Here is a 25,891-nt window from a genome sequence, read left to right as displayed (position 1 = left end):
CCCTCCGACGCCCCGCGGTCCCCCCCGGGCGCGGCGCCCGGCCGGGCCCGCGGGCCGCCGGTCAGGGCCAGCCGATCTCGTTCTGCACCTGGGCGACCTGGGCGACCTGGGCGACCTGGGTGTCCGGGCCGGCGGCCTGACCGGCGGCCCGCGGCGCGGCGGCCTGGGCGGCGGGCAGCTGGAGGGAGAGCAGCGCGGTGAGGGCGAGGACGGCGGCTGCGGCGGCGCGGCGGATGTGCTTCATGGGGTGTGTCGTTCCGTTCTGGACTGCCGGCACGGTCCGCCGTGCCGGGCATGGCGGGGCGTGCGCGTTCTTCGAGGTGGGGGAGTGGGCCGGCCCGTGCGGGCGGCGGGCGGCGGGCAACGGATCGGTGCCGGGCGCCGGGGGGATGTCCGGATGCGGACATCGCTGCAGCTCAGGGCGGTGGTGGTGCCCCTCGTGGTGGAAGAAGTTAGCCTACTGAGCATCTCTTGGCAATATCCGGATCGACTGTTGACAAATTTGGCACAGCCTTCCTAAGGTCCATACCACTGCGGAACCGAAGCCGCGGGCCCAGTCGGCGGTTCCCCGCCCGGCCCAGCCGCACCCGCAGCACCTCGATCTCTTGCCCGACAGGGGACTTGTGCCGTGAACCCACTCCCGCCGGCTGCCACTCACCCGCAGCCGAACCGGCCGACCGAGCCGGTGCCGCCCGCCGAGGCGATCCTCACCGCCCTGCGCGAGGCCGGCCACACCCACTACACCGGAGTCCCGTGCTCGCTGCTCAAGGGGCTCTTCGCGCGGCTGGAGAACGACGGCCGCCACCACTACCTGCCCGCCCCGCGCGAGGACTCCGCGCTGGGCACCGCGGTCGGCCTGCTGGCCGCCGGCGCCAAGCCGGTGGTGCTGATGCAGAACTCCGGCCTCGGCTACAGCCTCAACGTGCTGACCTCGCTCTGCCTGATCTACGACCTGCACGTGCCGCTGATCGTCAGCTGGCGCGGCCGCCCCGGCACCGGGGACGCGGTCGAGCACGACGTGATCGGCCGTGAACTCACCCACCTGCTCGACCTGTTCGACCTGCCCTGGACCGTGCTCGACCCGGCCGAGCCGACCCGCTCGGTGGCCGAGTTCCTGGCTCGCGGCGAGGACGGCCGGCGCACCACCGTACTGATCGTCAAGGAGGCGGTCTGACCGTGCTGGACATGAAGGAGGCACTGGCCGAGCTGGTCCGTGCCTTTCCGCAGGCGCTCTGCGTCTCCACCAACGGGTACATCACCCGCGACCTCTACAACCTGGCCGACCGGCCGGAGAACTTCTACCTGGTCGGCTCGATGGGCATGGCCGCCCCGGTCGGCCTGGGCGTGGCGGTGGCCCGCCCCGGGCGGCGGGTGCTGGTGCTGGACGGGGACGGCTCGTTCGCGATGAACCCCGGCGTGCTGCCGATGATCGCCGAACAGGCCCCCGACCTGGTGCACGTGGTGCTGGACAACGGCGCCCACGAGAGCACCGGCGGCCAGCGCCCCGTCGCGGTGGCCGACACCTGCGGCCTGGCCCTGGCGGCCGGCTACCGGGCGGCGTACCGGGTCCGCACCGCGGAGCAGTTGCGCGACCTGGTCGTCGAGGCCACCCCGGCACTGGTCCACGTGGCGTGCGCGCCGCGCACCGGCCCGGCCGGGCGCCGGGTGGAGCTGACGCCCCACCAACTCGTCGACCGCTTCCGCACCGCGCTGGACGGTGCCGCATGAGGCCCGTGCTGCTGGACTGCACGCTGCGCGACGGCGGCAACCAGAACGACTGGCAGTTCACCGGCCGCGACGTCGCCACCGTCGTCGCCACCCTGGACCGGGCGCGGGTGGACATCATCGAGGTCGGCTACCGCGGCGGCTCCGGCAGCCGCAGCAGCGCCACCGCCGGTGCCTCGGCGCACTGCACCCCGCAGTACCTGGCGGCGCTGCCCGCCACCGAGCACGCGGAACTGGCCGTCATGGTGGTCCCCACCGTCTGCCCGGTGACGGCGCTGGCGGACCTGCCGGACAGCCCCGTCTCGCTGGTGCGGATCGCCGCCTACCCGTGGCACGCCGCCGGGGTGCCCGGCTACGTCGCGGCCGCCCGTGACCTGGGACTGCGCACCAGCGTCAACCTGATGGCGGTCAGCTACACCACTCCGGCCGAACTGGTCGCGGTGGCCCGCGAGATCGCCCGGGAGGCGCCGGACGTGACCTACCTGGCCGACTCCTTCGGGGCGCTCCACCCGGACCAGGTGCGCGAGCGGGTCGAGCTGGTCGGCGCCGAGCTCGGCACCCCGATCGGCATCCACGCCCACAACAACCTGGGCCTGGCCGCCGCCAACGCGCTGGCCGCGCTGGACGCCGGGGCGAGCTACCTGGACGCCTCGCTGTGCGGCATGGCCCGCGGCGCCGGCAACCTCGCCACCGAGCAGGCCGCCGCCTTCCTCACCGCCTGGCCCCGGTTCGAGACCGGGGTGGACGTCGCCGCCGTCGCCGAGGCGGCCCGCTACGTGGCCGACGAGGTGCTGCCGCGCCCGATGCCGGTCGGCCGCGACGAGATCGCCGCCGGCCTGAACGACCACCACTACTACTACCTGCCGCACATCGAGCGGGCCGCCCGGCGGTTCGGCCTGGACCCGTGGCTGGTCGGCCGCCGGCTGGGCCGGCTGCGACCGCACGGCGTCGAGCCCGAGCTCGTCGAGGCCGCCTGTCGAGAACTGATCGGAGAGCAGACGAAGTGATCTTCACCCACCAGTCCCCCGCCGCCAAGAGCCCGGCCGCCCGGCTGCGCGAGGCGCTGCACCGCCCCGAACTGGCCCGCGCGATGGGGGCGCACAGCCCGCTCAGCGCCCGGCTCGCCGAGGAGACCGGCTTCGACGTCGTCTGGTCCAGCGGCCTGGAGATCTCCGCCAGCCAGGGCGTGCCGGACGCCAACATCCTCGCCATGCCGCAGTGCCTGGACGCCGCCGCGGGCATGGCCGAGGCGGTCGACGTCCCGGTGCTGGCCGACTGCGACTCCGGGTTCGGCAGCGTCAACAACGTGGTCCACATGGTGCGCGCCTACGAGGCCCGCGGAGTGGCCGGCGTCTGCATCGAGGACAAGCAGTTCCCCAAGCTCAACAGCTTCGTCGAGGGCAACCAGGAGCTGGCCCCGCTGGACGACTTCGCGGCCAAGATCCGGGCCGCCTCGCAGTGCCGCCGCAGCCCCGAACTGGTCGTGGTGGCCCGGCTGGAGGCGCTGATCTCCGGCTGCGGGATGGACGAGGCGCTGCGCCGCGCCGCCGTCTACGAGGAGGCCGGGGCGGACGCGCTGCTGATCCACTCCAAGCGCACCGACCCCGAGGAGGTGTACGCGTTCCGTGCCGCCTACCGCGGGAAGCTGCCGGTGATCGTCGTGCCGACCACCTACGGCCAGGTCACCGCCGCCGAGCTGGAGCAGCGCGGCTTCGCGATGGCGATCTACGCCAACCACGCGCTGCGGTCCTCGATCCGGGCGATGCGCCAGACCCTGGGCCGGATCTACCGGGACGGCACCACCCGGCACGTCGAGGGCGAGATCGCCCCGCTCAAGGAGGTCTTCGACCTGCAGGGCATGTCGGCGATGCTGGAGCGCCAGGACCGCTTCGAGGAGCAGGGCCGCGAGCTGGCGGAGGCGGGCCGGTGACCCGTCGGCTGACCCTGGCCTTCCAGGACACCCACCTGAACCTGACGGTCCACCAGGACTGCACCGTCGACGACGCGCTGGAGTTCCTCGCCACCCACTTCACGGTGACCGCCGGCCACCGGGACGGCGCCCTGGCGCTGCTGCGGGTGCTGCCCGAACTGGCCGGTCCCGCCGCCGGGGCCGAGGAGCTGTACGTCCGCAAGAGCGCCAGCCCGTTCTTCACCGTGCCCGCCCGCCGGTCCACCGAGCACGGCCGGGAGCTGCTGGAGTGCACCAGGACCGGCACCCGGTTCGCCTTCGACCCCGCGGCGGGCGAGGTGCGGGTGGCCGTCGGCGCCGACGGGCAGCTGGACCTGGTCGAGCTGGTCCGCGACCTGGTGCTCAAGGCGGAGGAGAACACCGGCGCCGCGGTGCTGCACGCCACCGCCGCCTACCGGGACGGCTCGGTGGTGCTGGTCACCGGCGCCAAGGGCGCGGGCAAGTCCACCGTCCTGCTGGAGCTGGTGGAGAAGTTCGGCTACCAGGTCATGAGCGGGGACAAGACGCTGCTGCGGACCGGCCCGCAGGGCCTGTACGCCACCGGCTGGCCGGACTACCCGCACCTGGGCTACGGCACGGTGGCCAAGTACCCGGGTCTGCGCGAGATCGCCGGCCTGGCCGCGGACTACCGCCCGCGCCCCGACCACGCCTTCTCCCCGCTGGGCAAGTTCGCCGTGGACCCGGTCGGCTTCCGCCAGCGGTTCGCCAGTGCCCCGCCGGGCGTGCGGGCGCCGGTGGCCGCCGTCGTCCACCCGGCCATCGGCCCGGGGGAGCGCACCGTGCTCGCGCCGGCCGCACCGGACGCCGGCGAGCTGCTGGCCAACCTGGAGTCGGCCTTCGAGGGCGCGCACGCCCACTGGCACCACTTCCTGCCCGACCGGCGGGCCGGGCACCGCGCGGCCGTCGAGGCGGTGATCGGCGAGCTGGCCAAGGCGCCGGCCTTCACCCTGACCGGCCCGGGCGACCTGGACCGCGACCCGGCGGCGGCCCCGGCATGATCGAACTCAAGGTGCCCAGCGCCGGGTTGAACGCCAGCCACGACCTGACCGAGCAGCTGGCGCAGGCGTTGCGCGCGGCCGGCGCCGGGGACGGGCTGGCCGGCGTCTTCGCGCACGGCTCCAGCCTGGGCCTGACCGTGATGCGCTACGAGCCGGGCGCGATGCAGGACCTGCTGGCGGCGCTCGACCGGGCCGCCCCGGCCGACGCCCGCTACCTGCACGAGCTCACCACCGGCGACCCCAACGGCTTCGCCCACATCAAGTCCTCGCTGCTCGGCACCAGCCTCCAGGTGCCCTGGCGCGACGGCGGCCTGGCGATGTCGCCGAGCCACCGGGTGGTGCTGGTCGACTTCGACCTCAGGCCCGCCGTCCGCACCGTCTACGTCGACCCGCCGCGCCCGGCGCGGCGACCCGAGGGAGAGACCCCGTGAGAAAGCTCCGCCTGGCCACCCCCGGCCCCACCGAGGTCCCGCAGCGGCTGCTGCTGGCCGGGGCCCGGGAGATCGTCCACCACCGGTCCGCCGAGATGGAGGCGCTGATCGGCGAGATCAACGCCGGCCTGCCGCCGCTGTTCGGGACGACCGGCCCCGTCTACACCATCTGCTCCTCCGGCACCGGCGCGATGGAGTCCGCGGTCGCCAGCTGCTTCTCGCCCGGCGACGAGGTGCTGGTGGTCTCCAACGGCTACTTCGGCGAGCGGTTCCAGTCGATCTGCCGCTCCTACGGGCTGACCGTGCACGTGGTCGAGAGCCCCTGGGGCACCTCGGCCGACCCCGCGGCGGTCGCCGCCTGCCACCGCGCGCACCCGGCGATCAAGGGCGCGTTCGTGGTCTACAGCGAGACCTCCACCGGGGCGCTCAACGACATCGAGGCGATCGCCGCGCTCTTCCGCGACACCGGGGTGATCACGGTGGTGGACGCGATCAGCGGCCTGATCACCCACCCCGTCGAGATGGACGCCTGGGGCCTGGACGTGGTGCTGGCCGCCTCGCACAAGGGCTTCATGCTGCCGCCCGGGCTCGCCTTCGTGGCGGTCTCCGAGAAGGGCTGGCGCGCCGTCGAGCAGGCCGCCGGCCCGGGCTACTACTGGTCGTTCGAGCGGCTGCGGGAGTTCTACCCGCTCTCCTCCTCCTCGCCCGCCGTCTCGCTGCTGCTCGGTCTGCACGAGTCGCTGCGGATGCTGGCCGAGGAGGGCCTGCCCGCGATCCAGCGCCGCCACCGGGTGATCGGCCTGGCGGTCGAACGGGCCCTGCAGGCACTCGGCTTCGAGAAGTTCATCGAGGAGCCGCACCGGCGCAGCCACGTGATCACCGCCGCCTTCGCCCCGCCCGGCATCGACAGCAACGTGCTGCTCAAGGTGCTCTCCACCGAGCAGGGCATCACCATGACCGGCGGCCAGGCGCACCTGAAGGGCAAGCTGCTGCGGGTCGGCCACGTCGGCGCGGTGGACGCGCTGGACCTGTGCGCGATCGTCGGCGGCATCGAGCTGGCACTGGCCTCGCTCGGCCACCCGTTCACCCCGGGCGCCGGCCTCGGCCAGGTGGTCCGCACCTTCCACGAGGAGGGCCCGGCGTGCTGACCCTCTACCAGCGCGAGCCCTGCCCGTACTGCAAGCCGGTGCGCGAGCTGCTGACGGAGCTGCAGGTCTCCTACGTCAACGTCAACGTGCCCAAGCCCCGGGACGAGCGGCACGAGCTGATCGCGGCCACCGGCAGCAAGTTCATCCCGGCCCTGGTGGACGGCGACACCGTGCTGCCCGGCCGGCTGGAGGACCCGGCCCACCTGCTGGCGTACCTGCGGCAGCGGTACGGCACGCCCGACCGCTGATGCGGTACGCCCTCTTCGCCGACGTGCACGGCGACACCGCCGCCCTGGCCGCCGTGCTCCGCGCGGCGGCCCGGTGCCGGCCCGACGCGGTGCTCGGCCTCGGCGACCTGCTGGAGTGCAAGGTCAGCAAACGGGACACCGGCTTCGTCCTGCGCCACCCGGACCAGGTGGTGGACGTCGATCCGGACCTGCTCCGGCTGCTGGGCCCGGTGCGGCTGCTGCGCGGCAACCAGGAGGAGCGGATCTCCGCCCTGGTGCCCGCCGAGCGGCTGCCGCCCGGGCTGCGCCCGCTGCTGACCGCGCCGCAGTGGCACCGCAGCGCCGCGGCCTGGTACTGCCACGGCCACCAACTGCCGTGGAGCCAGCCGGAACCGGGCCGCTTCGTGCCGCTCGCCGCCGAGTTCGGGCCGCCACTGCTGGTGCACGGCCACCACCACCGCGACAGCCTGCTGCGGCTGCCCGAGCGCTGCCGGCACTGGGAGTGCACCGAGGTCGTCCCGATCGAGCACGGCCGACCCGTGCGGCTGGACCCGGACCGCCGCTACCTGGTCAACCTCGGCCCCGCGCGCGGCCCCGAGCCGAGTTGGGTCGAACTCGACGAACGGGCCGGCACCGTCGTCCACCACCGCACCACCAAGGAACGCCCGTGCTGAACGTCCTGATCCTCAACCGGTCCAGGCTCACCAAGTACCCCTTCCGCCAGTGGCTCGGCCCGCAGGCCCGGCTCACCGTGCTCACCCACGCGCGCGGCCTGGCCGAGCACGGCGCGGCGAGCGCGGCCGAGGCGGCCGACTACGACGCGATCCACCTCGTCGACGGCTACGACCACGCCCCGCAGGTCGAACAGTTGGCCCACCGGCTGCACGCCGAGCGGCCGTTCGACGCGCTGCTGGCGCTCTCCGAGTTCGACGTGCTGCGCGCGGCCCGGCTGCGCGAGGTGCTCGGCATCCCCGGCCAGCGCTACGACAGCGCGCTCGCCTACCGCGACAAGGCGGTGATGAAGGACCACTGGCGCGCGGCCGGAGTGCCGGCCGCCGCGCACACCGCCGTGGAGCAGGTGAGCGACCTGCTGGCGGCCGCCGACGACTGGGGCTACCCGCTGGTGGTCAAACCGCGGCTGGGCTCCGGCTCCACCGGCGTGGCCGTGCTGCGTGACCGGGCCGAGCTGGACGACTGGCTCGACCGGCACTGGCGCCCGGGCAGCCGGGACCGCTCGCCGTGGCTGGCCGAGGCCTTCGTCGACGGCGAGATGTACCACCTGGACGGCGTCTTCGACGGCGAGCGGGCCGAGTTCAACTGGCCCTCCGCCACCACCCCGCTGCTCGCCCACCACCGGGCCGGCGCACTGGTGGACGTGCTGGTCGACCCGGCCGACCCGCTGGTGCCCGGGCTGCGCGAGCTCACCGTGCGGGCGCTGCGCGCGCTGCCCGGGCCGCGCTGGACGGTCTTCCACGCCGAGGTCTGGCGCACCGCCGACGGCCGGCTGCTGCTCAACGAGATCGCCAGCCGCCCCGGCGGCGGCCTGATCCCGCAGACGGTGCGGGCCGCCTTCGGCCAGTGCCTGGTGGAGCGGTTCGTCCGGCTCTCGGTCGGCAGGGACGCCGGGCCGGCGCCGCTGGACCGGCCCCGGCGGGCGGCCGGCTTCACCCTGCTGCCGCCCCGGCCGGGCGAGGTGCTCGACGTGCCGCCGCTGCCGGCCCGGTTCACCGCCGACCCGTACGAGGAGGCCGAGCTCACCGTGACGCCCGGTCAGTGGCTGCGCCCGGCCGGCACCAGCGTGGACCGGATCGCGAGCTGCCTGGCGGTGGGCCGGGACGGCGCCGAAGTGGCCGAGCTGCTCGGCGAGTTCGGCAGCTGGGTGGCCACCCGGGTGCGGATCGGCGGGCCGGCGTGACCGAGGTGCTGCTGCTCAACTCCGACAAGCCCGCCGTGCTCCGCGCGCTGGCCCGGCGCCCTTGGTTGAACGTGCGGGTGCTGGCCCGGCCCGGCTACCGGGACCGGTACCCGGCGCACCACCGGTTCGAGCCGGTCGCCGACCTGACCGACCTGACCGCGGTGCGGGCCACCGCCCTGCGCCTGGACCGCGAGCGCGCCGTCGACCGGGTGCTCGCCGCCACCGAGAAGGCGATCCTGCCCGCCGGACTGATCCGCTCCCAGTTGGGCCTGCCGGGCGGCGGCTTCGACCAGGCGATGTGGGCCTCGCACAAGTACGCGATGAAGCACCGGCTGCGCTCGCGCGGCCTGCCGGTCACCGACTTCGCCCAGGTGTCCACGGTGGACCGGATCCCGGCCGCGGCCGAGCGGCTGGGCTGGCCGGTGGTGGTCAAGCCGGTATTCGGCGCCGGCGCCGCCCACACCCACCGGGTGGACTCGGCCGCCGACCTGGCCGCCCGCCGGGCCGAGCTCGCGCTGCTCGACACGCTGCCGGTGCCGCTGCAGGTCGAGCGGTTCGTGGCGGTCGAGGAGGAGTACCACTGCGACGCGGTGGTCCGGGCCGGGACCGTCCGGTTCGCCGCCGTCTCCCGCTACTTCTTCCCGCTGCTGAGCATCGACCGGTCGCTGCGCGGCTCCTGCACGCTGGCCGCGGACGAGCCGGTGGTGGCCGCGGCCGAGGAACTGCTGGGCGCGGTGGTCGCGGCGCTGGACCTCGCGGACGGGGTGGTGCACCTGGAGCTGTTCGGCACCGGCCGGGGCCTGCTGGTCGGCGAGGTGACGGTCCGTCCGGGCGGCGCGGCGATCCCCCGCCTGCTGGAGCTCGCCCACGGGGTGGACCTGTGGGAGGAGTTCGCGGCGGCGGGGCTGGGCGAGCCGGAGCGCCCGGTGGCCGGGCGGCGGCGCCCGGGCGTCGTCGGCTACGTCTGGCTCCCGGCCGCGCTCGGGCCCGCCGCCGCCGCGCTGCCCGGGGTACTGGAGCTGCGGCCCGAGGAGACCGGAGGCCGGGACCGGTTGGCGGTGCACTTCGCGGCCCCCGACCGGGCCGGCGCGGACGCGCTGCGCGCCCGGCTGCACGGACTGCGGGCGGGGGAACGGCGGTGACCGGGTGGTGGCGCGGGCTGCCGGGCCGACTGCTGCCCGCCCCCGGTGCGCCGCGGCTGCTGGCCGGGGTCTGGCTGGTCAACACCATCGGCAGCGGGCTCTACCTGCCCGCCGGCGCGCTCTTCTTCACCCGGGTCGACCACCTGGCGACGCGTCAGGTGGCGCTCGGGCTGAGCGCGGCCGGCCTGGTCGCGCTGCTGGGCGCCGTCCCGCTCGGCCGGCTGGCCGACCGGCACGGGGCACGCCGGGCGTACCTCGGCCTGCTCCTCGTGCAGGCGGTGGGGATGGCCGGCTTCACGCTGGTGCGCTCGTTCCCCGCCTTCGTGGCGGCGGCCGCCCTGGTGGCGCTGGCCGACCAGGGGGCCGGCGCGGCCCGGGCGGCGCTGATCGCCTCGGTGGCCACCGGCGGCGACCGGGTGCGGCTGCGCGCCCGGCTGCGGTCGGTCACCAACGTCGGGATCACCCTGGGCGCGCTGGGCGCCGGGGTGGCGCTGCAACTGGACACCCCGGCCGCCTACCGGGCCCTGGTCCTGGGCAACGCGGCCACCTTCCTCGGCGCCGCGCTGGTGCTGCGGGCACTGCCGCGCGGTCCGGCGCGGCCCCGGTCCGCCGCGGCGGCGGGCGGCTCGCGGCTCGCGGTGCTGCGGGACGGGCGGTTCGCGCTGGTGACGGGGCTGTGCGCGGTGCTCTCGCTGCAGAACGACCTGCTCACCTTCGTGCTGCCGCTCTGGGTGGCGGGGCACACCGCGGCGCCGCGCGCGCTGGTCCCGGCGCTGCTGGTGGTCAACACCGTGCTGGTGGTCTGCTGCCAGGTCGCCGTCAGCCGCGGCGCGGAGCGGACTCCGGGAGCGGCCCGGCTCTGTCGGCGGGCCGGCCTGCTGCTGCTGGCCGGCTGCCTCGCGGCGCCGTTCAGCGGCGCCACCCCGGGCTGGGCCGCGGCCGGCCTGCTGGTGCTCTTCGTGCTGCTGGTGACGCTGGGGGAGCTGGCGACCTCCGCCGGCTCCTTCGGGCTGAGCTTCACCTTGGCCCCGGAGCACGCGCTGGGCGAGTACCAGGGGTTCTTCGCCCTCGGCCGGGGCGCGGCCCGGGCACTGGCCCCCACGCTGCTGGGCCTGCTCTGCCTGGGCGGGCACGCCTGGGGCTGGGCCGGACTCGGCCTGCTGTTCGCGGCGACGGGCGCGCTGCTGCCGGTGCTGCTGGACCGGCGGACCGTCAGCACGGCTACCGGGCCGGCACGACCGTGCTGACCCGGCCCGTGGCGACGTCGCGCGGCCCGGCGGCCGGAGCGCCCGCCCGCCCCCGGCGGCGGGCGCCCGGCGGCGGGCCGCCGGCTACCTCCGGGTGCGGAGCGCGGCGGTGGCGGCCTCCCGGACGCACGGCGACGAATTCGCGGGCACGCGCCCAGCTCCAGTTGTCGTACGCGTGCTCCACAGCTTCCCCCCCGGACGCCCGTGTGCCACCGATCCCGCGACAGTACGCCATCCTTGACCCGGTACACCCCGACGAGAGGACGGATCGACCCGGTGGGCAACACCTTCGGCGGCGACGGCCGGGACCTGCGCATGTCCAACGGCGGGACGGCGGTCTTCGTGGAGACCCTGATGCTCGCCGTCTCCGACCTGGCCCGCAGGCCCTGGGAGGTCCGGTTCGCGGCGCTGATCGCCGGTCAGGACCAGAGCGTCTTCGGCCTGGGCGTGGTCGGTTTCGACCTGGTGGACCTGGAGTGGGGCGCCGACGCGGCCGAGCGGGCGGCGAACAAGGCGTTCGTGCTGCGGGTGGTCGAGCTGGCGGCGTGGGGGTACCGGTGGGCGGAGCTCGGCTACTGCCCGCCGTTCGTCGGGGAGCAGTTGCACGAGTACCACCGCATGGTCGACGCCTTCGACCCCGGCGCGGCCGCGCCCGGCCCGGACGGCGGCCTGCCGGCGCCGGCGGACGTGGTGGACCGCCGGTGCCCGCAGCACCGGGTGCTCGCCCCGCTCGACTGGCTTGCGGAGTGCGTGTTCTGCACCCGCGGCGACTGATCAGCGGCCGGTGACCGCCTCGACCTCGGCCGCGTAGAGCTGCGCCGGGTCGAAGCCCATGCCGGTGAAGTGGCCCGCCAGTTCGAGCGAGAGCACGCCGTGCAGCCGGGTCCAGAAGGCGAGTGCGCGCTGCTGGGCGCCGGCCGGGTGCGGTCCGGCCCAGTCGCGGTGCTCCGCCAGGTGCTCCTGGAGCGGTGACGGCGGCGCGGGCGGCTCCGCCGCGCAGGCGGCGAGCAGGGTGGCCATGATCTCCGCGGTGATCCGGGTGGTGTCCGCGGGCGCGTGGTAGCCGGGCACCGGGGTGCCGTAGACCAGGAGGTACCGCTGCGGATCGGCCAGGGCCCACTCGCGCAGCGCCAGCGCCAGGCCCGCGAGGTCGGCCCCGGCGGCGGCCCGGGTGCGGAAGGTGTCGGCCAGGCTGCGGTAGGCGTCGGTGATCAGCTCGGTGATCAGCTCGTCGCGGTTGGCGAAGTACCGGTACAGGGCCGGCCCGCTCATGCCGATCTGCTTGGCGATGGCGTTCAGCGACAGGGCCGAGGCGCCGGCGGTGGCGATCTGCTCCCAGGCGAACCCCTTGATCTCCTCGCGCACCTGGGCGCGGTAGCGCTCCCTGGGGGTTCCCGCCTCCGGCTTGCCCACGACCCCGTCTCCGTTCTCCCGATCGATCTGGTTAGAAGGTATCACGGTCGCGATTGACCATCAGTGCGAGGGCTGTTATAACGTCTAACGAACGCAAGAAGCACTACGAAAAGGGAGAGCGGACATGAGCGACCAGACCCTCGTCGAGGTTGTGCTGCCCGGCGTCGTGGAGCCGGCCGGCCTGCAGGTCCGGCACGCGAGCGTGCCGGACCCCGGTCCGGGGCAGCTGCTGATCGAGATGGAGGCGACCGGCGTCTCCTTCGCCGAGCAGCAGATGCGCCGCGGGCGCTACTACGACCAGCCGCCGTTCCCGTTCGTGCCCGGCTACGACCTGGTGGGGCGGGTGCTGACGACCGGTCGGGGCGTGGACCCGGAGCTGATCGGGCGTCGGGTGGCTGCGCTGGTCAAGGTCGGCGGCTGGGCCAGCCACGTGCTGGTGGACGCCCGCGACGCGGTCGAGGTCCCCGACGGGGTGGGCGCGGACCAGGCCGAGACCGTCGTGGTCAACGGCATCACCGCCTGGCAGATGCTGCACCGCACCGCCCGGGTGCGTGCCGGGCAGACCGTGCTCGTGCACGGGGCGGGCGGCGGTGTGGGCCAGGTCCTGGTCCAGCTCGCCCGGGCCGCCGGCGTGCGGGTGATCGGCACCGCCTCGCCGCGGCACCACGAGGCGCTGCGCGCCCTCGACGTGCTCCCGGTCGACTACCGCACGGGCGACGTGCCGGCCCGGGTCCGGGAGCTGGCCCCCGGCGGGGTCGACGCGGTGTTCGACCACGTCGGCGGGCGCAGCGTGGTCGACTCCTGGCAGCTGCTCGCCCCCGGCGGCACCCTGGTCAGCTACGGCAGCGCCGCCACCCGCGACGACACCGGCTCCAAGCAGTGGCCGGTGCTGAAGATCCTGGGCCGCACCCTGCTGTGGAACGCGCTGCCCAACGGCCGCAGCGCCCACTTCTACAACATCTGGGCCGGTCGGAAGTACCGGCAGGAGGCCTTCCGGGCCCGGCTGCGCGCGGACCTGACCGAGGTCTTCACCGCGCTGCGCGACGGCGGGCTCAGCGCCCCGGTGGCCGCCCGGCTGCCGCTCGCCAGGGCGGGGGAGGCGCTGGCGCTGGCGGAGTCGGGGACCGTCACCGGCAAGATCGTGCTGACCCCGTGATCCCCGTGATCCCCGTGATCCCTGTGAACCCCGCGGCGGGGGGGGCGGGCCCGGGGGCCCCCCCCCCCGGGCGGGGGGGGGGGGAGGGGGGTGTGGAGGTTTGGGGGGGGGGGGCGGGGGGGCGGGCCCCGCCGCGGCCGTCAGCCGCCGGCCGGCCCGGGCCCGCGCCCGAGCCAGGTGCGGGCGAGCTCCTGCACCGCGGCCCCGTCCCGGTCGGCGAGCTTGTGCGCCAGGTACTCCTCGGCCCACCGGCCGGCCGGCACCCGGAAGGCGGGCCGCTCGGCCTCCAGCGTGGCCAGCACCACCTCGGCCACCTCGCGGGCCGGTTGGCCCGCGGACTCCCAGCCCTGGCCGCCCACCCAGTCCAGGTAGTCGGCGTAGGTGTCGGCGTAGGGGCCCGAATCGGCGTGCAGGGTGTGCCGGTTGACGTCGGGGAAGTACCCGAACCGGGTGTCGGGGACGAAGCCGGGCACCACCAGCGACACCCGCACACCGTGCGCCTCTGCCACCGGCGCCAGGCTCTCCATGAACCCCTCGACGGCGAACTTCGCGGCGCAGTAGGCCTCGTTGAACGGCTGCCCGATCACCCCGTGCACGCTGCCGACGGTGACCAGGCGACCGTGCGAGGCCCGGAGCAGCGGCATGGCGAGCCGGCTGACCGCGACCACCCCGAAGAAGTTGACCTCCAGGTTGGCCCGCAGCGCCGCCATGGTGGACATCTCCATGGTGGGGTCCGAGTTGGCCACCCCGGCGTTGTTGACCAGCGCGTCCAGCCCGCCGTAGTCGCGGACCACGCCGGCCATGCAGCGGGCCACCGACTGCTCGTCGGTCACGTCCAACTGGCGCACGTCGACGAGGAGTTCGCGCAGCTCGTCGGCCCGGTCCGGGTCCCGGACGGTGGCCACCACCTGCCAGCCGTCCCGGCGCGCCGCCGCGACGGTGGCCAGGCCGATCCCGGTCGAGGTGCCGGTGATCAGCACCGTGCGGCGGCTCACGTCTCCACCAGCACGGGCTCGCCCGGGGCGCTCGCCACCGAGTCCAGCAGCGGCTGGATCCGCACCGCCGACACGAACGAGAAGGCGGCCAGCAGGGTGCCGCCGGCCATCGTCACCCGGGCCGCGTCCAGCGCACCGAGCGGATGGGTCAGCAGCGAGACCGCGAGACCGCCGACCAGCGCGGCCAGCGGGATCACGCCCCAGGTGAAGGTGCGGTAGGCCGCGTGCATCACGCCCTGGTGCTGCGCGGACATCCGCAACTGGCGGGTGGGCGCGCTGCACACGTTGATGCAGGACATGAAGAAGCCGTAGCAGCCCATGGTCACGGCGATCACCGGTCCGGCGGGCAGCGCCGGCGCGGCGAGCACGCCGAGGCCGACCAGGCAGTGCAGCAGCAGTGCCCAGGCGAAGGTGCGGCCCAGGCCGAACCGGGCGCTGAGCCTGGGCGCCACCACGGCGCCGACCAGCGCGCCGACCGCCGCGACCGACATGGCGGCGCCGTACACGGCGACCGACATGCCCAAGCCCCGGTAGGCGAGCAGCGGCAGCACCGTGACGAAGACCGGTCCGCCGCTGTTCAGCGTGACGGCGGCGATCACCACCCGGCGCAGCACCGGGTCCTGCCAGTTGAGCCGGAAGCCGAGGGTGAGCCGCTGCCAGACCGAGCCCTCGGCCACGGTCCGCTCGCCCCAGGGCCGCATGGTGCGGAAGCAGGCCGCCGAGACCAGGTAGCTGGCCGCGTCGACCAGCAGGGCGGCCGCTCCCAGGGCGCTGTACAGGGCGGCGGCGATGGACGGGCCGGCCACCTCGGAGACCGAGCCGCTGCCCTCCAACCGCGAGTAGGCCCCGACCAGTTGCTCCTCCTCCACGACGGCCGGCACGGCGACCAGGTAGCCGACGTTGAAGAAGATGGTGGCGCCGCTGATCACCGCGACGCAGCCGAACAGCAGCGGGGTGGAGAGGAAGCCCTGCCAGTAGGCGAGCGGGATGACCGCCACCGCGACCAGCCGGATCAGGTCGCAGGCCATCATGGTGGCCCGCTTGTCCCAGCGGTCGACCAGCACGCCGGCCACCGGCCCGAGCAGCGGGATGCCGAGGTACTGGGCCATCGAGACGATGCCGACCTGCAGCGCGCTCGCGTGCAGCGCGAAGATCATCAGCGTCGGGACCACGAAGACGGTGATCCGGTCGCCGACCAGGCTGACGGTCTGACCGCCCCAGAAGAAGTTGAACCGCCGCCCCAGACCGATCCGACGCTCCATCACTCCACCTCGCGGACGACGGAGTTGGCGGTCTTCCCGGTGCGCCCGTTGCTGATCAGCGCGTCCACCGCGCGCACCCGGAACGAGTCGGGGTCGTGCTGGAAGGCGGTGGCCAGGGTGAAGGTGGCCGCGAACAGCTCGCGGCGCAGCCCCGCCAGGTCCACGGCGGGGTCGGCGAGCAGCAGCAGCTCCACCGAGGCGGCCCGGCCGCCCTGCTGGGTGACCAGCACCTGGGCCTGGCGCACCCCCGGCTCCCGCTCGGCCCGGGCCACCAGCTCGTCCACGTGCAGGCCGAGGCCGCGCACCTGGACCACGCTGTCGCGCCGGCCCAGCACCCGCATCGCCCGCCCCGGCAGACCGCACGGGCAGGCGGTCAGCTCGCCGGCGTCCCCGGTGCGGTAGCGCAGCACGGGGTTGAGCATCGCGGGGTTGAGGGTGGTGAAGTCGAGCAGTTGGTCGGCGTCGGCGTGCACCAGCTGCTCGGGCAGGGTGTGGAAGGTGTCGGCGGGGCAGTCGGGGGTGTTGGTGCCGACCACCCAGGTCTCGGTGCTGCCGAACATCCCCCAGCGCTCGGCCTGCGGCGCGACCTCGGCCATGTCGTCGGCCAGTTGGGGCTGCCAGGCCTCGCCGAGCCAGAGCACCTTGCGCAGCGCGGGCAGCTTCAGCCCGGCGGCCCGGGCGTGGCCGAACCAGAGCCGCAGCACGCTGGGCGTGCCGCCGATCGCGGTCACCCTGCGGTCGGCGAAGAAGGCCAGCCAGTCCGGGTACTCCTCCTGGGTGACCGAGCCGAGCGCGATGATCTGGCAGCCCGACAGGTCGGCGAGCGCGGCGGCCAGGAAGTGGGCGCCCCACATCCGGCCCGCGCCCCAGGCGTTGACGAAGACGTCGGTGCGGTCGAGCGGCTGCCAGTGCGCGTGCACGCCCGCCATGTAGAAGCCGGTGGGCGCGTAGCCGACCTTGGGGGCGCCGGTGCTGCCGCCGCTCTGGAACAGCCAGGTGGCGCTGTCCGCGGCGGCCGGCCGCAGGTGGGCCAGCGCGGTGTTGAGCTCGTCCTTGACCAGCGGCGGCAGCGCGGCCAGTTCGGCGAGCGTGCGCGGCGCCTCGACGTCCGCGTAGCGGGCGCCCAGCTCGGGGACGCTGCGCAGTCGTTCGAGGTTGCGGGCGGCCACCTGGAGCAGCGGCTCGGCGGCCTCGGGGTCCAGCGAGAAGGTCATCACGCCTCCGTCCGGACCGCGCCGCCCCGCGGGGCGCCGGCGGCCAGCCAGCGGGCGTGGGCGTCACGGTAGGCCGCGAACCGGGCCAGGGTGATCTCGCGCTGCATGGTGCGCTCGGGGTCGTCCGAGTCGGGCAGGATCACCCCGTCCGGCTCCAGCTCGGAGAACCAGAAGCGCTCGCCGTCGTGCAGGAAGTCCACGCAGAAGAACGGGATCGGCAGCTTCTCGGCGAAGTAGGCGGTGGCCTCGGCCAGTTCCGCCGGGATCGGCGGGTACTCCATCCGCCCGCCGCGGCTGGCGTTGGCCACCAGCGAGCCCGACTCCGGGATCCGCTTGGCCGTCGCGAACGGCTTGCCGTCGATCACGTAGACCCGGTAGTCCACCGTGCGGTCGCCCAGGTAGGGCTGGACCACCAGGGTGGTGTCACCGCCCTGGGCCAGGCTGGCCAGGCCCCGCAGCTCCTCGCTGTCGCGGGCCAGGTTGATCCCGCCGCCGCCGCACCAGCCGGCCGGCTTGACGATGGCGGGGTAGCGGACGTCCGCCATCCCCACCTCGTAGCCGTACTTGCCCACGTCGCGCCCGGTCCCCAGGCGCCAGGTGGGGATCACCGGCACCGGGGAGCCCTCCAGGTAGAGCAGGGTGGCCAGTTTGTCGTTGCCGATCAGCGAGACCTGGGGCGGGAACGGCAGGTAGAAGCCGGTCTGTTCGAGCACGGCGTACAGCGCGTACTGGTTGAAGATGTCCATCGCCTGGTACGGCAGCGAGTAGAGCGCGGTGATGAAGAGCGTGTCCTGCGGGGTGACGGGCTCCTGGTCCACCCAGATCCGGGGCTTGCCGGGGACCGAGGCGTCGACCGTCACGTCCTCGGGCGCGTGCCGGGACCAGACCAGTCCCAACTCGGCGGCGCACTCGGCGTACAGGTTCCAGAAGAAGTCCTGCCACATGGCGGTGCCCTTGGTCGATTCCCGGTCGGGGAAGACCCAGCACAGCCGTCGCAGCGGGCCGTTGGGCTCCGCAGCGGGCGAGGCAGGTTCGCGTGTCGAGGGTATGGACATCGTGATCCTCACAAGGAAGCGCTCGGCGGCCGACCGCCGGGCGTGACGCGCCGACCGCACGATCGTGCGCCCACCCGCTCGCACGGTCGGCGCGAGGGATCGGCTGAGCGGGTCGGTGAAGATGCTGAATGCTGCGCTGTCCGAGCAGAGTTGGCCATGGCAAGGGACCCACCGGCCGGCGCTGCCCCCGCGCGCCGACCTCACCCCGGACGAGGGAAACTCTCGCAACGGCGTTCGGGCCGTGTCAATGCTCCGAAACGGCCGGGTTCTCGATCACCCCGGCTTGCAATGTGCAGGTCACGGGCGGGATCAGATGTTCCGTCAGATTCCGGGCGGGAGGTTTCGGTCCGTGATCACGCTCCGGTCCGCGATCACGCTCCGGTCCCGAGCACGTTCCGGTCCCGAGCACGTTCCGGCCCCGAGCACGTTCCGGCCCCGAGCACGTTTCGGTCCGCGATCACCTTCCGGTCCGCGAGCACGTTTCAGCCGACGACCACGTGGTAGGTGTCCCGCGAGTGGTAGGTGTCCCGCATTGCCCCGGTGCAGTCGAGGCAGTGCTCCAGCACCACCTCGGTGCTGCCCTTGCCGACCGCCTTGAAGACCAGGTAGACCTGCCCCCCGTCGCCGGTCTCGCCGTCCGGCTTGGTCCGGTCGGTGCGGACCACGTCGAGCACGGCCGCGTCCGGACGCGGGTCGACCACCTGCCAGTCCTGCGCACCCGGGGTGACGGCCAACTTCTGGTGCAGCGAAAAGGTCTGACCGACGCTCACCCGGATCTCGGAGCTGCCGAAGGCGAACACCCTCCCGTGGTCGTCCCCGCCCTGTCCCTGGCACCCGGTCAGCAGCACGGCGGCGGCCGCCAGGCCGAGCGCGCGCCCCCTCACCGGCCGCTCTCCTGCCGCAGGTCGAGCACCGCCGCCACCGCCTCCAGGTAGCGCGCCGTCAGCTCGTCCCCGTCGGGGTCGGCCACCACGGCGGCGGCCGCCTCCAGCCAGCCGCGGGCGGGCTCGGCGGCCGGCCCCGGCAGCGGCTCGGGCAGTCCGGCCGCGTACCGCGCCCCGCCGGCCCGCACCACCTGGGCCAGGAAGGCGAGCGAGCGCGGCGGCACCCCGAGGCCGCCCAGCTGCAGCGCCCCCGCCACCGCGCCCTCGCCGAACAGCGCGCGCCGGTGCGGCCCGTCCTGCGGCAGGCCGAAGCGCAGCAGCACGGGTACGTCGAGCGCCGCGAGTTCGGCGTCGGTCCGGAAGTCCTGGCTGGTCATCGCTGCCTCACTGCGGGAGCCGGATGCTGTCGACGGTGCGCATGTCCGGGTACTGGCCCGACAGCGCGAGGTTCATGTGGCCGTTCACGAAGTCGCTCTCGCTGACCCAGGTGGTGTAGCCCCACGGGTTGTAGATCTCCAACTTGTCCCCGCTGTGCCCGATCACCATCATCTGGTGCGCCTCGCCGCCGCCGCTGATCGAGAACGGCACCGGCCGGCCCTGGTCGACCGCGTTCTCCACCGGGCCGAGCGCGTCGCGCCGGTTGGCGTCGGAGTTCATGTCGATGTTGTGGTACTGCCCGCCGGTCGAGGCCGCGATCTCCTTGTTGGCCTCGGTGGCCGACCCGTCGGCGCTCATCCCGTCGTAGCCGACCAACGGCCAGTCGGCGTAGAAGTCGCGCCCGTCGTGGTAGACCCGCAGCTGCTCGTCCGAGAGCCGGTTGAGGAAGGCCTGCGGGCTGTCGAACGCCGGGTCGCCGGGGTGGCCGCCGGTGGTCAGCTGCAGCGCGTACATCGGGTCGACCATGGCCCGGCCCATCACGGTGGAGGAGGCCACGCAGGTCGGGCGCTGGCCCTGGGTCCAGGAGGCGCCCTGGTAGTCGATGTCGACCTGGTCGCCGTTCGGCCCGGTGACGGTGGACAGCGAGGTGAGCCGGACGGGGGTGAGGCGGTCGGCCAGCCAGCCCGGGTCGTCGCCGTGCGCGTGGATCAGCGCGTCGAACGAGGCGACCTGGTCGACGCCGTGCCCGGCGGCCAGCACCTTGAGCAGGTAGGCGCGCTCCTGCGGCGACTTGGCGCCGGCCAGCAGGGCGTCCAGCCGGGCCAGGTCGGCCGGGCTCAGCCTGCCCATGAACTGGCTCGCCCGGGCGGCGTCGTTGGCGGTGAGGATCTGGTCGAAGTCGCCGGGCGCGGCGGCGTCGGCCAGCACCAGCTTGTCCGCGGCGGTCAGGTCGCCGCCCTTGAGCCGCCCGGCCAGCGCCTCGGCGGCGAGCTTGTTCAGCGTCTCGGCGAAGGTGTGCCCGGCAGTCTCGGCCTGCCGGGCGGCATCCAGCAGGTGGCCGATGCCCTCCTTGGCCGACGCCTCGGCCCGGTGCATCGTGTCGTCGTCCCAGTGCACCGGATCGGGCAGCCAGCCGACCGTGATGTCGTCCAGCAGCTGGTAGGCGTGGTCGAGCGGCCCGCGCCCCTGCGCGTGCGTGCCCCGCGCGGCGCCGAGGGCGTCGGCCAGCGCGGTGAAGGCCTGCCCGGCGGCGCCGAAGGCGTCCTGGGTGCGGTGCAGGTCGTCGCCGGCCGCCTTGATCACCTCGGCGGCCTTCTCCCCGGCGTGCCCGGTCCAGCCCGCCGGCAGCTGGGCGGTGGCCACCTGGTCGACCTGCCCGTGCGCCTCGCCGACCGACCCCGCGGCCGCGGTGTAGGCCCGGCCCAGGCCGTGCAGCGCGTCCGGCGAGCCCTTCGGGGCGGGCAGCCGGCGGGCCTGGTCGACGGCGTCCTTGAGGTCGCCCGCGCCCCACATGCCGTAGCTGCCGTGGATGGTGTCGCTGAGCGACTCGACCTGCTCCCGGTGGGTGCCCATCAGACGGCCACCCGCCCGCCGCGCAGGTGCTGCGCCACCCGGCCGTCGGTGCCGCCGTAGTTGGCGGCGCTCTGCCGGACCCGGTCGGCCAGGTCGGCCAACGCGTCGTGGTCGACCTGGAGTTCGTCCTGCCAACCGGGTATGAAGGCCTGGGCGGCGCCGACCGCGCCGTACTCCCCGTAGACGTCCTCGACGTACGCCGGCGGATCGGCGAGACTGCCGGAGACGGTGGCCAGGCCGGCCGCCGCCTGCTGCAGCGCGGTCGCGGCGGCGGTCAGCGTGGCCTGGTCGACCGTGAAGCCGCCGGCCGGTCCCTGCGAGTCGCCCCCCTGTGAACGCACGTGTCCCCCTTGCCCGGCGGCCGCGGAGTGCGGCGGCTTGCGTCACCCGTTGTGGACGTGCAGCCTAGCGGCCCGGTTCCGCCGACCTGCGCGGCGGCCGATTCCCCGTCAACCCATAAGTTGATCTTATGGGGTCATAAAGTTGAGCCTCCTACTGGACCGGGGCCCGGCGCGGTGAGCTGTCAGGCAGCCACCCGCTTGCCCCGAGGAGCCGCCCCCATGTCCCGCCCCCTGCGCGTCGCCGTCGTCGGCGCCGGTCCCGCCGGCATCTACGCCGTCGACGCCCTGCTGAAGTCCGACGCCGCCCGCGACCCCGGGGTCTCGATCGACCTGTTCGAGCGGCTGCCCGCCCCGTTCGGCCTGATCCGCTACGGCGTGGCGCCCGACCACCCGCGGATCAAGGGCATCGTCACCGCGCTCCACCAGGTGCTGGACAAGCCGCAGGTCCGCCTGCTCGGCAACGTCGACTACCCGAACGACCTCACCCTGGACGACCTGCACCGGTTCTACGACGCCACCGTCTTCGCCACCGGCGCGACCGCCGACCGCGCACTCGACCTGCCGGGCATCGACCTGGCCGGCTCCTACGGCGCGGCCGACTTCGTCTCCTGGTACGACGGCCACCCGGACGTGGCCCGCGACTGGCCGCTGGAGGCGCAGCGCGTCGCGGTGCTCGGCGTCGGCAACGTGGCCCTCGACGTGGCCCGGATCCTGGCCAAGACCGCCGACGAGCTGCTGCCCACCGAGATCCCGCCGAACGTGCACCAGGGCCTGCGGCGCAACCAGGCCGTCGAGGTGCACGTCTTCGGCCGCCGCGGACCGGCCCAGGCCAAGTTCAGCCCGATGGAGCTGCGCGAGCTCGACCACTCGCCGAGCATCGAGGTCGTCGTCGACCCCGAGGACATCGACTACGACGAGGGGTCGATCGCCGAGCGGCGCGGCAACAAGCAGGCCGACATGGTGGCGAACACCCTGGAGCGCTGGGCGATCCGCGACGTGGGCGACCGCCCGCACCGCATCCACCTGCACTTCTTCGAGTCCCCGACCGAGGTGCTGGGCGCCGACGGCGCGGTGGTCGGCCTGCGCACCGAGCGGACCGAGCTGGACGGCACCGGCAACGTGCGCGGCACCGGCAGCTTCACCGACTGGGACGTGCAGGCCGTCTACCGGGCGGTCGGCTACTACTCCGACGAGCTGCCCAAGCTCCCCTTCGACCCGGTCGCCGGCACCGTGCCCAACGAGGCGGGCCGGGTCCTGGCCGCCGACGGCTCGCACCAGGCCGCCACCTACGTGACCGGCTGGATCAAGCGCGGCCCGGTCGGCCTGATCGGCCACACCAAGGGCGACGCCAACGAGACCGTCGCCTGCCTGCTGGCGGACCGCGCGGCGGGCCGGCTGCCGGGCGCGGTCGAGCCGGACCCGGCGGCGGTGCTGGCCCACCTGGCCGAGCGCGGGGTGCGCTGGACCACCTGGGAGGGCTGGCAGCGGCTGGACGCGCACGAGCGGGCGCTGGGCGCGGCCGAGGGGCGCGAGCGGGTCAAGGTGGTGCCGCGGGAGGAGATGCTGCGGCGCAGCGAGGGCTGACGGCTACCGCGCGAACACCACCTCGGCGGCCGGGACGGTGGCGCAGCTGCGGCCCGGCGCCTGCTGCTCGTCCCAGTAGAGGTTGGTGTGCGCGATCACCAGCTCCGGCGACGGGGCGCCCCACGCGGAGTTGTCCTCGGTGGTGTGCGCGTCGCCGACCAGGGTGACGTCGTAGCCGCGGGTCAGCCCGCCGTGGATGGTGGAGCGCACGCACATGTCGGTCTGGGCGCCGGTCACCACCAGGTGGCCCGCGCCCGCGCCGGCGAGCACCTGCTCCAGCTCGGTGGCCTCGAACGAGTCGGCGTACGCCTTGAGCACCACCGCCTCGCCCGCCGCCGGGACCAGCTCCGGCACCAGTTGCCAGCCCTCGCTGCCCCGGGCCAGCTCCTCGTCGGTCTGCTGCACCCACACCACGGGGGTGCCCGCGGCCCGGGCCCGCTCCACCAACTGCGCGATGGTGGCCACCACCGCGTCCCGCCGATGGGCACGGCGCACCACGTGGTTCTGCACGTCGATGACGAGCACGGCGGTGGCGGGGCGGTTGTCCAGCGTGGTCATGCCGGTCCCTCCTGACTCACGGTCACCTGTTGTCCCCCGGAGCGTAGACGGCGGGCCCGACAGCCGGGGCGCCCGTGCCGGGCGGCGCCGGGTCAGGCGCCCAGGTCCTGTGCGAGTCCGGTCAGCGTGCTCCCGAGCGGCCGCGCGATCCGCACCGCCGCGTGCTCGTCCCCGCGGGTGGCGCCCTGGTTGACGATCGCCACCGGCTTGCCGGTCTTCGCCGCGTGGCGCACGAACCGCAGCCCCGACATCACGGTGAGCGAGGAGCCGAGCACCAGCAGCGCACTGCCGGCGTCCACCAGCGCGAAGCACTGCTGGACCCGCTCCTTGGGCACGTTCTCGCCGAAGAAGACCACGTCCGGCTTGAGCGTCCCGCCGCACGCGCGGCACGGTGCGACGCGAAAACCCGCGACCAGGTCCCGGGGCAGCTCCACGTCGCCGTCCGGGTTGACCCGGGCACCGCTGTCCCGGAGCGCACCGTTGAGCGCGTGCAGCCGCTGGTCCAGCTCCTCGCGGGTGCTGGTGCGCCGGCAGTCCAGGCAGACCACCCGGTCCAGGCCGCCGTGCAGCTCGACGGCGTCCACGGTGCCCGCGGCCCGGTGCAGGCCGTCCACGTTCTGCGTGATCACCGCCGAGACGTGCCCGCCGCGCCGCAGCCGCTCCACCGCGTGGTGCCCCTCGTTGGGCCGGGCCCGGGCGATCCCGCGCCAGCCCGCGTGGCTGCGCGCCCAGTACCGCTGCCGGGCCGCCGCACTGCCGGTGAACTCCTGGTAGGTCATCGGCTGGTGGCGGCGCCAGGTGCCGGTGGCGCCGCGGTAGTCGGGGATCCCGGACTCGGTGGACAGCCCGGCGCCGCTGAGCACCACGACCCCGCGCGCCGCCAGCAGCCGGGCGAGCTCCGCCGGACCGCCCGGATCGGGCGCGGGCCGCCGGTCCGGCGCCGGGTCGGGCCAGTCGAGCATCGGACGCGTACGCATACCGCAAGGCTACCCACCCGCCCGTGCCGGTCCCGCCCGCCGGTCAGTTCCCCCGCACGGCCGGTACGGCGAGCACGGCGGCGGTGGCGGCCAGCTGCCACAGCGCACCGAGCGCCAGGACCGTGCCGCTGCCCAGCAGCGCGGCCACCGGGCCGGCCAGCGCCAGTCCGACCGGGCCCAGCGCGAACGCTCCCAGGCTGCCGTAGGCGTCCACCCGGGCCCGGGCCGCGGCCGGGATCATCCGCTGCTGGGCCGTGCTGTAGAGGGTGCCGGCCACCGAGGAGGCGACCCCGGCGCCCAGCGCGCCCAGGCACACCAGGGGCAGCGGTGCGCCCAGCGCCAACGCGCCCGACGGCAGCGCGAACCCGGCCATCGCGACCGTGGAGACCAGCACCGGGCGGGCCGGGCGGCGGCCGCCGAGCAGGGCCAGCGCGCCGAGCACCGCGCCCGCCCCGTAGCCGGCGGTCACCAGTCCCCAGGCCCAGGCGCCGCCCAGCCGCGTGGTGCTGATCGCCGGGCCGAGCACCAGGTAGGGCGCCCAGCAGAGCAGGTTGAACAGGCAGCCGTGCAGGCAGCTGACCCACAGCCAGGTCCGGGAGCGGAACTCGCCCCAGCCCTCGCGCAGTTCCCGCAGCAGCCCGGGGGCCGCCTGCGGTGCCGCCGCCCTGACGGTCAGTCGGCTCAGCGCCAGCACGCTGACGGCGTAGCTGGCCGCGTCCAGGGCCAGCACCGGGGCCGGACCGATCCCGGCGGTGAGCAGCCCGGCCAGCGCGGGCCCGGCCACCGTCGCGCCGGAACGGGCCAGGGTGAACAGCGCGTTGGCCTCGGTGAGCCGCTCGGCGGGGGCGATCCGCGGGATCAGCGCGGCCAGCGCAGGGCCGAACACCGCCTCGCCGGCCCCGCCCAGCGCGGCGAGCACCAGCAGGGTCCACAGCGGGCCGTGGGCGAGCAGGGCGGCGGCGAAGCCGGCCTGGGCCAGGCAGCGCACCGTGTCGGCGGTGAGCATCACCGGGCGGCTGCCCAGCCGGTCCGCGGCGACCCCGCCGAGCAACAGCACCAGGACCAGCGGCAGGATCCGCGCGGTGAGCACCAAGCCGAACGCGGCGGTGCCGCCCGGGCCGTGCAGCACCGCGAAGGCCAGCGCGACCGGCGCCATCGCGGAGCCGAGCAGCGAGGTCGCGTAACCGGAGAAGAACCAGCGGAAGTCCGCAGTCCGCCACAGCTCGGCATGGGGCAGCCGGAGCCGGCGGCGCTGCGCTGAGGCCGTCGTCATGCCCAGCAGCCTGCCTGCCCCGAATCGGTCCGCACAAGCCTTTCCCGACCCGAAGTTGAGTAAGTTGGCATCAATTTTCCAGTACGCTGACCTTGCGGCAGTAAATCGGCTTCTACCTGCGGAGAAAGGACATTGACCATGACTGATTTACTGCGGGAACCGGTCGAGTACGCGGTGGCGGTCGAGCACTACCTGGCCGCCGCCGACCTGAGTCCGGCCTCGCGGCGGATCTACCGGATCGCGCTGCGCACCTGGGCCTGGTCACTGGCCGGCCGCCCGGCCCCGGAGCAGGCCGAGCGGCGCCGGGCCGAGCCGCCGGTGCTACCGCTGGCGCTGCTGGACCAGCCGCAGGCGGCCGCCCGGCTGCGCGCCGCGGTGGCCGCGCGGGCGGCCGGCGGCAGCACGGTGCGCCGTGAGCTCTCCGCGC

The 25,891-nt window shown here is 74.7% G+C and carries 28 protein-coding genes and 1 pseudogene; 16 read left to right on the top strand and 13 right to left on the bottom strand.

What is annotated here, in order from left to right; genetic code table 11:
• Positions 1–61 precede the first annotated feature (61 nt).
• Positions 62–244, bottom strand: coding sequence for a hypothetical protein (locus ACFW1A_RS19540; protein ID WP_380410349.1), 183 nt, complete (start codon positions 242–244; stop codon positions 62–64).
• Between the two features lie 384 nt (positions 245–628).
• On the opposite strand from ACFW1A_RS19540, the gene ACFW1A_RS19535 reads away from it, so the two are divergent.
• From ACFW1A_RS19535 to ACFW1A_RS19475, 13 genes are all read left to right on the top strand, one after another.
• Positions 629–1,174 (top strand): thiamine pyrophosphate-binding protein, encoded by a 546-nt coding sequence (locus ACFW1A_RS19535; protein WP_380410348.1) that lies wholly within the window; start codon positions 629–631, stop codon positions 1,172–1,174.
• 11 nt (positions 1,175–1,185) lie between these two features.
• Positions 1,186–1,728 carry a thiamine pyrophosphate-dependent enzyme gene (locus tag ACFW1A_RS19530; protein WP_380410350.1) on the top strand — a complete coding sequence of 181 codons (543 nt, stop codon included), beginning with the start codon at positions 1,186–1,188 and terminating at the stop codon, positions 1,726–1,728.
• The gene (locus tag ACFW1A_RS19525) at positions 1,725–2,732 is read left to right on the top strand and encodes a hypothetical protein (RefSeq protein WP_380410347.1); all 1,008 of its coding nucleotides are present in this window, start codon (positions 1,725–1,727) and stop codon (positions 2,730–2,732) included. Before ACFW1A_RS19530 ends, ACFW1A_RS19525 begins: the two co-directional genes overlap by 4 nt.
• Positions 2,729–3,655, top strand: a complete 927-nt coding sequence (locus tag ACFW1A_RS19520; protein ID WP_380410346.1) for an isocitrate lyase/phosphoenolpyruvate mutase family protein — start codon at positions 2,729–2,731, stop codon at positions 3,653–3,655. The genes ACFW1A_RS19525 and ACFW1A_RS19520 overlap by 4 nt, the downstream gene beginning before the upstream one ends.
• On the top strand, positions 3,652–4,692 hold the full coding sequence (locus ACFW1A_RS19515) for a hypothetical protein (RefSeq protein WP_380410345.1): 1,041 nt from the start codon (positions 3,652–3,654) through the stop codon (positions 4,690–4,692). The genes ACFW1A_RS19520 and ACFW1A_RS19515 overlap by 4 nt, the downstream gene beginning before the upstream one ends.
• Positions 4,689–5,123: a YjbQ family protein gene (locus ACFW1A_RS19510; RefSeq protein ID WP_380410344.1), complete on the top strand. Its 435-nt coding sequence runs from the start codon at positions 4,689–4,691 to the stop codon at positions 5,121–5,123. Before ACFW1A_RS19515 ends, ACFW1A_RS19510 begins: the two co-directional genes overlap by 4 nt.
• Positions 5,120–6,271 (top strand): pyridoxal-phosphate-dependent aminotransferase family protein, encoded by a 1,152-nt coding sequence (locus ACFW1A_RS19505; RefSeq protein ID WP_380410343.1) that lies wholly within the window; start codon positions 5,120–5,122, stop codon positions 6,269–6,271. The genes ACFW1A_RS19510 and ACFW1A_RS19505 overlap by 4 nt, the downstream gene beginning before the upstream one ends.
• Positions 6,265–6,519 (top strand): glutathione S-transferase N-terminal domain-containing protein, encoded by a 255-nt coding sequence (locus ACFW1A_RS19500; RefSeq protein WP_380410342.1) that lies wholly within the window; start codon positions 6,265–6,267, stop codon positions 6,517–6,519. Before ACFW1A_RS19505 ends, ACFW1A_RS19500 begins: the two co-directional genes overlap by 7 nt.
• On the top strand, positions 6,519–7,172 hold the full coding sequence (locus ACFW1A_RS19495; RefSeq protein WP_380410341.1) for a metallophosphoesterase: 654 nt from the start codon (positions 6,519–6,521) through the stop codon (positions 7,170–7,172). The genes ACFW1A_RS19500 and ACFW1A_RS19495 overlap by 1 nt, the downstream gene beginning before the upstream one ends.
• Complete coding sequence (locus ACFW1A_RS19490) at positions 7,166–8,413, top strand: ATP-grasp domain-containing protein (protein ID WP_380410340.1); 1,248 nt, start codon at positions 7,166–7,168, stop codon at positions 8,411–8,413. The genes ACFW1A_RS19495 and ACFW1A_RS19490 overlap by 7 nt, the downstream gene beginning before the upstream one ends.
• Positions 8,410–9,555 (top strand): acetyl-CoA carboxylase biotin carboxylase subunit family protein, encoded by a 1,146-nt coding sequence (locus ACFW1A_RS19485; protein WP_380410339.1) that lies wholly within the window; start codon positions 8,410–8,412, stop codon positions 9,553–9,555. Before ACFW1A_RS19490 ends, ACFW1A_RS19485 begins: the two co-directional genes overlap by 4 nt.
• The gene (locus ACFW1A_RS19480; protein WP_380410338.1) at positions 9,552–10,802 is read left to right on the top strand and encodes an MFS transporter; all 1,251 of its coding nucleotides are present in this window, start codon (positions 9,552–9,554) and stop codon (positions 10,800–10,802) included. Before ACFW1A_RS19485 ends, ACFW1A_RS19480 begins: the two co-directional genes overlap by 4 nt.
• Positions 10,803–11,039: 237 nt before the next feature.
• Positions 11,040–11,576, top strand: a complete 537-nt coding sequence (locus tag ACFW1A_RS19475; RefSeq protein WP_380410337.1) for a hypothetical protein — start codon at positions 11,040–11,042, stop codon at positions 11,574–11,576.
• On the opposite strand, the gene ACFW1A_RS19470 is transcribed toward ACFW1A_RS19475, so the two are convergent.
• Positions 11,577–12,215 (bottom strand): TetR/AcrR family transcriptional regulator, encoded by a 639-nt coding sequence (locus ACFW1A_RS19470; protein ID WP_380410336.1) that lies wholly within the window; start codon positions 12,213–12,215, stop codon positions 11,577–11,579.
• Between the two features lie 124 nt (positions 12,216–12,339).
• Here ACFW1A_RS19470 and ACFW1A_RS19465 point away from each other — a divergent pair, with 124 nt between their 5' ends.
• Positions 12,340–13,371 (top strand): medium chain dehydrogenase/reductase family protein, encoded by a 1,032-nt coding sequence (locus tag ACFW1A_RS19465; protein ID WP_380410335.1) that lies wholly within the window; start codon positions 12,340–12,342, stop codon positions 13,369–13,371.
• A gap of 140 nt (positions 13,372–13,511) precedes the next feature.
• On the opposite strand, the gene ACFW1A_RS19460 is transcribed toward ACFW1A_RS19465, so the two are convergent.
• The 8 genes from ACFW1A_RS19460 to ACFW1A_RS19425 form a co-directional block, all read right to left on the bottom strand.
• Positions 13,512–14,366, bottom strand: coding sequence for an SDR family NAD(P)-dependent oxidoreductase (locus ACFW1A_RS19460; RefSeq protein ID WP_380410334.1), 855 nt, complete (start codon positions 14,364–14,366; stop codon positions 13,512–13,514).
• Positions 14,363–15,628 (bottom strand): MFS transporter, encoded by a 1,266-nt coding sequence (locus ACFW1A_RS19455; RefSeq protein ID WP_380410333.1) that lies wholly within the window; start codon positions 15,626–15,628, stop codon positions 14,363–14,365. Before ACFW1A_RS19455 ends, ACFW1A_RS19460 begins: the two co-directional genes overlap by 4 nt.
• Positions 15,628–16,842 carry an AMP-binding protein gene (locus tag ACFW1A_RS19450; RefSeq protein ID WP_380410332.1) on the bottom strand — a complete coding sequence of 405 codons (1,215 nt, stop codon included), beginning with the start codon at positions 16,840–16,842 and terminating at the stop codon, positions 15,628–15,630. The genes ACFW1A_RS19455 and ACFW1A_RS19450 overlap by 1 nt, the downstream gene beginning before the upstream one ends.
• A complete protein-coding gene (locus tag ACFW1A_RS19445; RefSeq protein WP_380410331.1) occupies positions 16,842–17,897 on the bottom strand; it encodes a RimK family alpha-L-glutamate ligase in 1,056 nt (351 codons plus the stop codon). Before ACFW1A_RS19445 ends, ACFW1A_RS19450 begins: the two co-directional genes overlap by 1 nt.
• 482 nt (positions 17,898–18,379) lie before the next feature.
• Entirely contained in the window at positions 18,380–18,781 is a 402-nt protein-coding gene (locus tag ACFW1A_RS19440) for a hypothetical protein (protein ID WP_380410330.1), read from the bottom strand.
• A complete protein-coding gene (locus tag ACFW1A_RS19435) occupies positions 18,778–19,158 on the bottom strand; it encodes a hypothetical protein (protein ID WP_380410329.1) in 381 nt (126 codons plus the stop codon). Before ACFW1A_RS19435 ends, ACFW1A_RS19440 begins: the two co-directional genes overlap by 4 nt.
• A gap of 7 nt (positions 19,159–19,165) precedes the next feature.
• Entirely contained in the window at positions 19,166–20,731 is a 1,566-nt protein-coding gene (locus ACFW1A_RS19430; protein WP_380410328.1) for a peptidoglycan-binding protein, read from the bottom strand.
• Positions 20,731–21,072 (bottom strand): hypothetical protein, encoded by a 342-nt coding sequence (locus ACFW1A_RS19425; protein WP_380410327.1) that lies wholly within the window; start codon positions 21,070–21,072, stop codon positions 20,731–20,733. Before ACFW1A_RS19425 ends, ACFW1A_RS19430 begins: the two co-directional genes overlap by 1 nt.
• A gap of 219 nt (positions 21,073–21,291) precedes the next feature.
• Between ACFW1A_RS19425 and ACFW1A_RS19420 the strand changes: the two genes are divergently transcribed.
• On the top strand, positions 21,292–22,656 hold the full coding sequence (locus tag ACFW1A_RS19420; RefSeq protein ID WP_380410326.1) for an FAD-dependent oxidoreductase: 1,365 nt from the start codon (positions 21,292–21,294) through the stop codon (positions 22,654–22,656).
• Positions 22,657–22,659: 3 nt separating this feature from the next.
• Here ACFW1A_RS19420 and ACFW1A_RS19415 read toward each other — a convergent pair whose 3' ends face one another.
• From ACFW1A_RS19415 to ACFW1A_RS19405, 3 genes are all read right to left on the bottom strand, one after another.
• A complete protein-coding gene (locus tag ACFW1A_RS19415) occupies positions 22,660–23,214 on the bottom strand; it encodes a cysteine hydrolase family protein (RefSeq protein ID WP_380410325.1) in 555 nt (184 codons plus the stop codon).
• A gap of 92 nt (positions 23,215–23,306) precedes the next feature.
• The gene (locus tag ACFW1A_RS19410; protein ID WP_380410324.1) at positions 23,307–24,191 is read right to left on the bottom strand and encodes an NAD-dependent protein deacetylase; all 885 of its coding nucleotides are present in this window, start codon (positions 24,189–24,191) and stop codon (positions 23,307–23,309) included.
• Positions 24,192–24,234: 43 nt separating this feature from the next.
• Entirely contained in the window at positions 24,235–25,464 is a 1,230-nt protein-coding gene (locus ACFW1A_RS19405; RefSeq protein ID WP_380410323.1) for an MFS transporter, read from the bottom strand.
• A 138-nt stretch (positions 25,465–25,602) separates the two neighbouring features.
• Here ACFW1A_RS19405 and ACFW1A_RS19400 point away from each other — a divergent pair.
• A pseudogene (locus tag ACFW1A_RS19400) lies at positions 25,603–25,891 on the top strand (hypothetical protein); the annotation flags it as partial.

Origin of the sequence: Kitasatospora sp. NPDC058965 (assembly GCF_042741245.1) — a bacterium.
In the GTDB taxonomy this organism is placed as follows: domain Bacteria; phylum Actinomycetota; class Actinomycetes; order Streptomycetales; family Streptomycetaceae; genus Kitasatospora.
This window is presented reverse-complemented; position numbering and strand designations above follow the sequence as displayed.

Excerpts from the sequence above, each read along its gene's own strand:
- ACFW1A_RS19445 (WP_380410331.1), bottom strand. The coding sequence starts at position 17,897 with ATGTCCATACCCTCGACACGCGAACCTGCCTCGCCCGCTGCGGAGCCC.
- ACFW1A_RS19540 (WP_380410349.1), bottom strand. The coding sequence starts at position 244 with ATGAAGCACATCCGCCGCGCCGCCGCAGCCGCCGTCCTCGCCCTCACC.
- ACFW1A_RS19435 (WP_380410329.1), bottom strand. The coding sequence starts at position 19,158 with ATGACCAGCCAGGACTTCCGGACCGACGCCGAACTCGCGGCGCTCGAC.
- ACFW1A_RS19415 (WP_380410325.1), bottom strand. The coding sequence starts at position 23,214 with ATGACCACGCTGGACAACCGCCCCGCCACCGCCGTGCTCGTCATCGAC.
- ACFW1A_RS19420 (WP_380410326.1), top strand. The coding sequence starts at position 21,292 with ATGTCCCGCCCCCTGCGCGTCGCCGTCGTCGGCGCCGGTCCCGCCGGC.
- ACFW1A_RS19465 (WP_380410335.1), top strand. The coding sequence starts at position 12,340 with ATGAGCGACCAGACCCTCGTCGAGGTTGTGCTGCCCGGCGTCGTGGAG.
- ACFW1A_RS19510 (WP_380410344.1), top strand. The coding sequence starts at position 4,689 with ATGATCGAACTCAAGGTGCCCAGCGCCGGGTTGAACGCCAGCCACGAC.
- ACFW1A_RS19450 (WP_380410332.1), bottom strand. The coding sequence starts at position 16,842 with ATGACCTTCTCGCTGGACCCCGAGGCCGCCGAGCCGCTGCTCCAGGTG.
- ACFW1A_RS19525 (WP_380410347.1), top strand. The coding sequence starts at position 1,725 with ATGAGGCCCGTGCTGCTGGACTGCACGCTGCGCGACGGCGGCAACCAG.
- ACFW1A_RS19530 (WP_380410350.1), top strand. The coding sequence starts at position 1,186 with ATGAAGGAGGCACTGGCCGAGCTGGTCCGTGCCTTTCCGCAGGCGCTC.
- ACFW1A_RS19430 (WP_380410328.1), bottom strand. The coding sequence starts at position 20,731 with ATGGGCACCCACCGGGAGCAGGTCGAGTCGCTCAGCGACACCATCCAC.
- ACFW1A_RS19410 (WP_380410324.1), bottom strand. The coding sequence starts at position 24,191 with ATGCGTACGCGTCCGATGCTCGACTGGCCCGACCCGGCGCCGGACCGG.
- ACFW1A_RS19405 (WP_380410323.1), bottom strand. The coding sequence starts at position 25,464 with ATGACGACGGCCTCAGCGCAGCGCCGCCGGCTCCGGCTGCCCCATGCC.
- ACFW1A_RS19455 (WP_380410333.1), bottom strand. The coding sequence starts at position 15,628 with ATGGAGCGTCGGATCGGTCTGGGGCGGCGGTTCAACTTCTTCTGGGGC.
- ACFW1A_RS19495 (WP_380410341.1), top strand. The coding sequence starts at position 6,519 with ATGCGGTACGCCCTCTTCGCCGACGTGCACGGCGACACCGCCGCCCTG.